Consider the following 5,389-nt stretch of genomic DNA (forward strand, 5'->3'; position numbering starts at 1 on the left):
TCCAGAGCGGTTTACGCTACCCTGGATTGCTTCGCTGCGCTCGCAATGACGAGGTTTGAACCCTCAGTCGTTCAGCCGCTCGCGCATTTCCTTGCCGGGCTTGAAATAGGGCACGCTCTTGGCGTTCACCGCGACCGGGGCGCCGGTGCGCGGATTGCGGCCAGTGCGCGATTCGCGCGATCGCGTCGAAAAGGCGCCGAACCCGCGCAGTTCGACCCGGCCGCCGCCGGCGAGCTGGTCCACGATGGAATCGAAAAAGACATCGACGATGCGTTCCACCTCTTCAAGGCGCAGATCGCTGTTCTCGCTCGCGATCTTCTGCACCAGTTCCGACCGGATCATGTGCTTCCCCTAATATAGTCACGCGCGCCCGACGGGCGCAGGCCATCCGGTCGTTGCCGGCTCCATGTGCGTGAGGACCCCTCCCAACGCGGGCGGGAGAGTATCATGAATCACTGTTCGGTCAAAATATATCACCGAAAGAAAAAGGCCCGCGGAGGGACACTCCGCGGGCCTTTTCTGTTGCCTGACGGCGAGGACGTGAAATTATCAGTCCTTCTTGCCGGCCTTCAGCGCTTCGCCGAGGATGTCGCCGAGCGACGCACCCGAGTCCGACGAGCCATATTGCGCGACGGCCTGCTTCTCTTCGGCGATCTGCAGCGCCTTGACCGAGAAGCTGGGCTTCTTCGACCGGTCGAAGCCGGTGACCATTGCGTCGAACTTCTGTCCGACCTGATAGCGTTCGGCGCGCTGTTCGTCGCGGTCGCGGCCAAGATCGGCGCGCTTGATGAAGCCGGTGGCGCCATCGTCGCCGGCCTGCACCTCAAGGCCGTTGTCGCGGACTTCGAGGACGGTGACGGTGACGATCTCGTTCTTCTTCAGCGAACCCGAAGCAGCGGCGCCGCCGCCAACGGCCGGAGCGCCCTTTTCAAGCTGCTTGATGCCGAGGCTGATGCGTTCCTTCTCGACATCGACGTCGAGAACGACGACCTGCACCTGCTCGCCCTTGCGGTGGAGATGCAGCGCTTCCTCGCCCGAGATGCCCCAGGCGATGTCCGACATGTGAACCATGCCGTCGACGTCGCCGGGCAGACCGACGAACAGACCGAACTCGGTGGCGTTCTTGACTTCGCCTTCGACGACCGAGCCCACCGGGTGGGTTTCGGCGAACGCGCCCCAGGGATTCGACTGGGCCTGCTTGAGGCCGAGCGAGATGCGGCGCTTGTCGCTGTCGACTTCGAGGACGATGACGTCGACTTCCTGGCTGGTCGAGACGATCTTGCCGGGGTGGACGTTCTTCTTGACCCACGACATTTCGCTGACGTGGACCAGACCCTCGATGCCGGGCTCCAGTTCGACGAACGCACCGTAATCGGTGATGTTCGTGACGGTGCCCTTGAGCTTCGCACCCACGGGGTATTTGGCGGCGACGCCTTCCCACGGATCGCTTTCGAGCTGCTTCATGCCGAGGCTGATGCGCTGCGTGTCGCGGTTGATGCGGATGATCTGGACGCGGACGGTGTCACCGATGTTGATGACTTCGCTCGGGTGGTTGACGCGCTTGTAGCTCATGTCGGTGACATGGAGCAGGCCGTCGATGCCGCCGAGGTCGACGAACGCACCATAATCGGTGATGTTCTTGACCGCGCCTTCGATGATCTGACCCTCTTCGAGGTTCTGGATCAGGCCCGAACGCTGTTCGGCGCGCGTTTCCTCGAGGATGGCGCGGCGCGACACGACGATGTTGCCGCGGCGGCGATCCATCTTGAGGATCTGGAACGGCTGCGGCAGGTCCATGAGCGGGCCGACGTCGCGCACCGGGCGGATGTCGACCTGCGAACCGGGAAGGAACGCCACGGCGCCGCCGAGGTCGACGGTGAAGCCGCCCTTGACGCGGCCGAAGATGACGCCTTCGACGCGGGCTTCCTTGTTGAATTCTTCTTCCAGGCGGTCCCAGGCGGCTTCGCGGCGAGCGCGGTCGCGCGACAGCATGGTTTCGCCATTGGCGTTTTCGACGCGGTCGACATAGACTTCGACTTCGTCACCGACCTTGAGGTCGGCCTTCTGGCCGGGCATCGCGAATTCGCGAAGCGGCACGCGGCCTTCGCTCTTCAGGCCGATGTCGATCACTGCCAGGTCGTTTTCGATCGCGGTCACGGTGCCCTTGACGACGCGGCCTTCAAAGCCGCCGTCGGCACCACCAAGCGATTCATCGAGCATCGCGGCGAAATCGTCGCGCGTCGGGAAAGCCGTAGTGGCCATGGATAGTTTCCTTACTTCATTTGTTCCGGCCAAGCGGTTGGGTCCGCTGGTCTTGTGGCCGATCCGTCCTGCCCGCCGGATGCGAGGCAAGACATCCTCGAGGTGGATCGCGGACGAAACACGGACAAAGCAAAAAGGGCGCGACGAGGTTACCCCATCACGCCCGACGCTCCGGTCGGAGCGGCGGTTCACCCGTGCCTCGACCGGCAAACCGCCCGTCGGACGGCGCGCGTATAGGCGGGGAAGGGGCTTTGGGCAAGGGGAAAGGCCGATCTGCGTGATCGTGTCATCGACGGCAGAGCAAATGGGATTCGCGCAGAGACCGCAGAGGGAGGGAGGAAAGGGATTCACGCGGAGACGCGGAGGCGCGGAGAGATGACGCCTGCCGCGAAGCGGCTTTCTCCTGTAACCTGTCTGGAACCGCGACGGGGCGGAGCATGAAGGGGCCTATCGGCCCGAGCCATAATCTCCGCGCCTCCGCGCCTCCGCGTGAACCAAAATCCTCTGCGATCTCTGCGCGAAGCCTTCTTTCAGCTGCGCGTCCCGGCCTTGCCCTCGACGAAAGCGATCGCCGCCGCGATCGCTGCGTCGCGATCGAGTGCTGTATTGTCGAGCAGCAGCGCGTCCCCGGCGCGGATCAGCGGCGCGTCGGCGCGGCCGGTGTCGCGGGCGTCGCGGGCGTGGATGTCGGCGAGCACCGCGTCATAGCTGACATCGACCCCGCGCCCCAGCATCTCGGCATGGCGGCGCCGCGCGCGTTCCTCGGGGGAGGCGGTGACGAACAGCTTGGCGTCGGCGTGCGGCGCGATCACCGTGCCGATGTCGCGCCCGTCGAGCACCGCGCCGCCCGGCTGGTTCGCGAAATCGACCTGGCGCTGGAACAGCGCCTGGCGGACCGCGGGGTGCACCGACACGCGGCTCGCGAGGCCGCCCGTGCTTTCGTAGCGCAGCGCCGGATCGTCCAGCAGGCTGTCCGGGAAATCGCAGGCGCGGAGCGCATCGGCGCTATCGTCGGGATCGCCGTGATTGAGTTGCGTCTGATAACCGACCGCGCGATAGAGCAGCCCGGTGTCGAGCACCGGCAGGGCGAAATGAGCGGCGAGCGCGCGCGCGATCGTGCCCTTGCCCGACGCGGTGGGGCCGTCGACGGCGATGATCATGATTGCAGCCCGCCGAGCAGCGCCTCGAAATTGGGAAAGCTCGTCGCGACCGGGGCCATGTCGTCGATCTCGACCGGCGCCTTGCTGACGAGGCCGGCGATGGCGAAGCTCATGCAGATACGGTGGTCGAGATGGCCCGCGACCATCGCGCCGCCGGGCAGCGGGTCGCCGCCGCTGCCGTCGATGACGAGGCCGTCGGCGCTCTCCTCGACCCGCGCGCCGATCGCGGCGAGGCCTGCCGCCATGACGGCCAAGCGGTCACTTTCCTTGACGCGCAGTTCGTCGAGCCCGGTGGTGACGGTGCGCCCTTCGGCGAGCGCGGCGGCGACGAAGAGGATCGGATATTCGTCGATCATGCTCGGCGCGATGGCCGGATCGACGGCGATGCCCTTGAGGTTGCTATGGCGGACTCGGAGGTCGGCCACGGGTTCGCCGCCGACTTCGCGGGCGTTCTGAAGCTCGATGCTGCCGCCCATCGCCTGCAGCACTTCGACGAGTCCGGCGCGCGTCGGGTTGAGGCCGACATTGGCGATGACGACGTCCGATCCGGGGACGACCAGCGCCGCGACGATGAAGAAGGCGGCCGATGAGGGATCGCCCGGCACGGTGATCGTCTGCGGCCGAAGCTCGGCCTCGCCGCGCAGGCGGATATGGCGCGTGCCGTCGGCATCGGTCTCGACGGTCAGATCGGCGCCGAAGCCGCGCAGCATCCGCTCGCTATGGTCGCGGGTCGGCACCGGCTCGATCACTTCGGTGATGCCGGGGGTGTTGAGGCCAGCGAGCAGCACCGCGCTCTTCACCTGCGCCGACGCCATCGGCAGGCGATAGGCGAGGGGGATAGCGGGGGCGAGGCCGCGCACCATCAGCGGCAGGAGCCCTCCCGGCGAGGCGGTGATGTCGGCGCCCATCTGGCTCAGCGGATCGATCACGCGGCCCATCGGGCGGCCCGACAGGCTGGCGTCGCCGGTGAAGGTGACGGTGATCGGGTGGCTGGCGACGAGGCCCATCAGCAGGCGCGTCGAGGTGCCGCTGTTCCCCATGTCGACGGCTTCGCGCGGCTGGAGCAGCCCGCCGACCCCGACGCCGTCGATTTCCCATTCGCCGTCGCCGGTGCGCTCGATGCTCGCCCCCATCGCGCGCATCGCGGCGGCGGTGGCGAGCACATCATGCCCCTCGAGCAGGCCGGTGACGCGGCTCGTCCCGACCGCGAGCGCCGACAGCATCAGCGCGCGGTGCGAAATGCTCTTGTCGCCGGGAATCGCGATCCGGCCCTTGAGCGGAACGGAGGCGGAAAAGGCGCGCGGGCTGGGGTGCTGGCTGGGGCTATCGTCTGTCATCGCGTGCGGCTTTTGACAGCGGGCAAACAATCTGGCAAGGCGCACGCCGATTTGACGGACGGCCATTTCGGTGCCGCCCTTTCTCCGAAATTTATCTCACACCTTCAAAGGTTTAAGAGGAATATATGATAAAGGCTGAATGGGGCACGAAGCGTAGCTGCCCGAAATGCGCCACCCGATTCTATGATCTGACCAAGGATGATCCGGTCACCTGCATCAATTGCGGCTATGCGTGGATCCCGGAATCGGTGTTGAAATCGAAGCAGCCGATGCCGTTCGAGCAGGCTGAAAAGCCCGGCAAGACGCCCAAGGAAGAAGGCGTCGACGAGGATCTGGATCTGGACGTCGATGTCGACGAGGACAATGATTCGCCCGACAACGACGTCGACCTTGGCGGCGACGACGATCTGGGCGTCGATACCGGCGACGACGGCAACGACGAAAGCTGACGTCGCCGCGTTGGACGACGAGGGGCCAAAAAAGCATCGCCCGATGCATTTGGCCCCTTGCATAACGGGCGCGCGCTGGTAAAGGCGGCGTCCCGGTCGCACCACCCAGGGGCGACCAGCAAAATGGCACGGGGCCTTAGCTCAGCTGGGAGAGCGCTACAATGGCATTGTAGAGGTCAGC

Annotated in this window: 5 protein-coding genes; 1 reads left to right on the forward strand and 4 read right to left on the reverse strand. The window is 65.8% G+C overall.

From position 1 onward, the window contains the following. Positions 1-63 precede the first annotated feature (63 nt). The 4 genes from OJI97_RS13280 to aroA form a co-directional block, all read right to left on the reverse strand. Positions 64-342 carry an integration host factor subunit beta gene (locus OJI97_RS13280; RefSeq protein WP_297664189.1) on the reverse strand — a complete coding sequence of 93 codons (279 nt, stop codon included), beginning with the start codon at positions 340-342 and terminating at the stop codon, positions 64-66. A gap of 207 nt (positions 343-549) precedes the next feature. After that, the gene (rpsA, locus tag OJI97_RS13285; RefSeq protein ID WP_257543109.1) at positions 550-2,262 is read right to left on the reverse strand and encodes a 30S ribosomal protein S1; all 1,713 of its coding nucleotides are present in this window, start codon (positions 2,260-2,262) and stop codon (positions 550-552) included. Between the two features lie 530 nt (positions 2,263-2,792). Next, a complete protein-coding gene (locus OJI97_RS13290) occupies positions 2,793-3,422 on the reverse strand; it encodes a d(CMP) kinase (RefSeq protein ID WP_297664192.1) in 630 nt (209 codons plus the stop codon). After that, a complete protein-coding gene (aroA, locus tag OJI97_RS13295) occupies positions 3,419-4,759 on the reverse strand; it encodes a 3-phosphoshikimate 1-carboxyvinyltransferase (RefSeq protein WP_297664194.1) in 1,341 nt (446 codons plus the stop codon). The genes OJI97_RS13290 and aroA overlap by 4 nt, the downstream gene beginning before the upstream one ends. Before the next feature lie 125 nt (positions 4,760-4,884). Between aroA and OJI97_RS13300 the strand changes: the two genes are divergently transcribed. Next, positions 4,885-5,208, forward strand: a complete 324-nt coding sequence (locus OJI97_RS13300; protein WP_297664196.1) for a TIGR02300 family protein — start codon at positions 4,885-4,887, stop codon at positions 5,206-5,208. Positions 5,209-5,389 lie beyond the last annotated feature (181 nt).

The organism is Sphingopyxis sp., assembly GCF_025869345.1.
Taxonomy (GTDB): domain Bacteria; phylum Pseudomonadota; class Alphaproteobacteria; order Sphingomonadales; family Sphingomonadaceae; genus Sphingopyxis.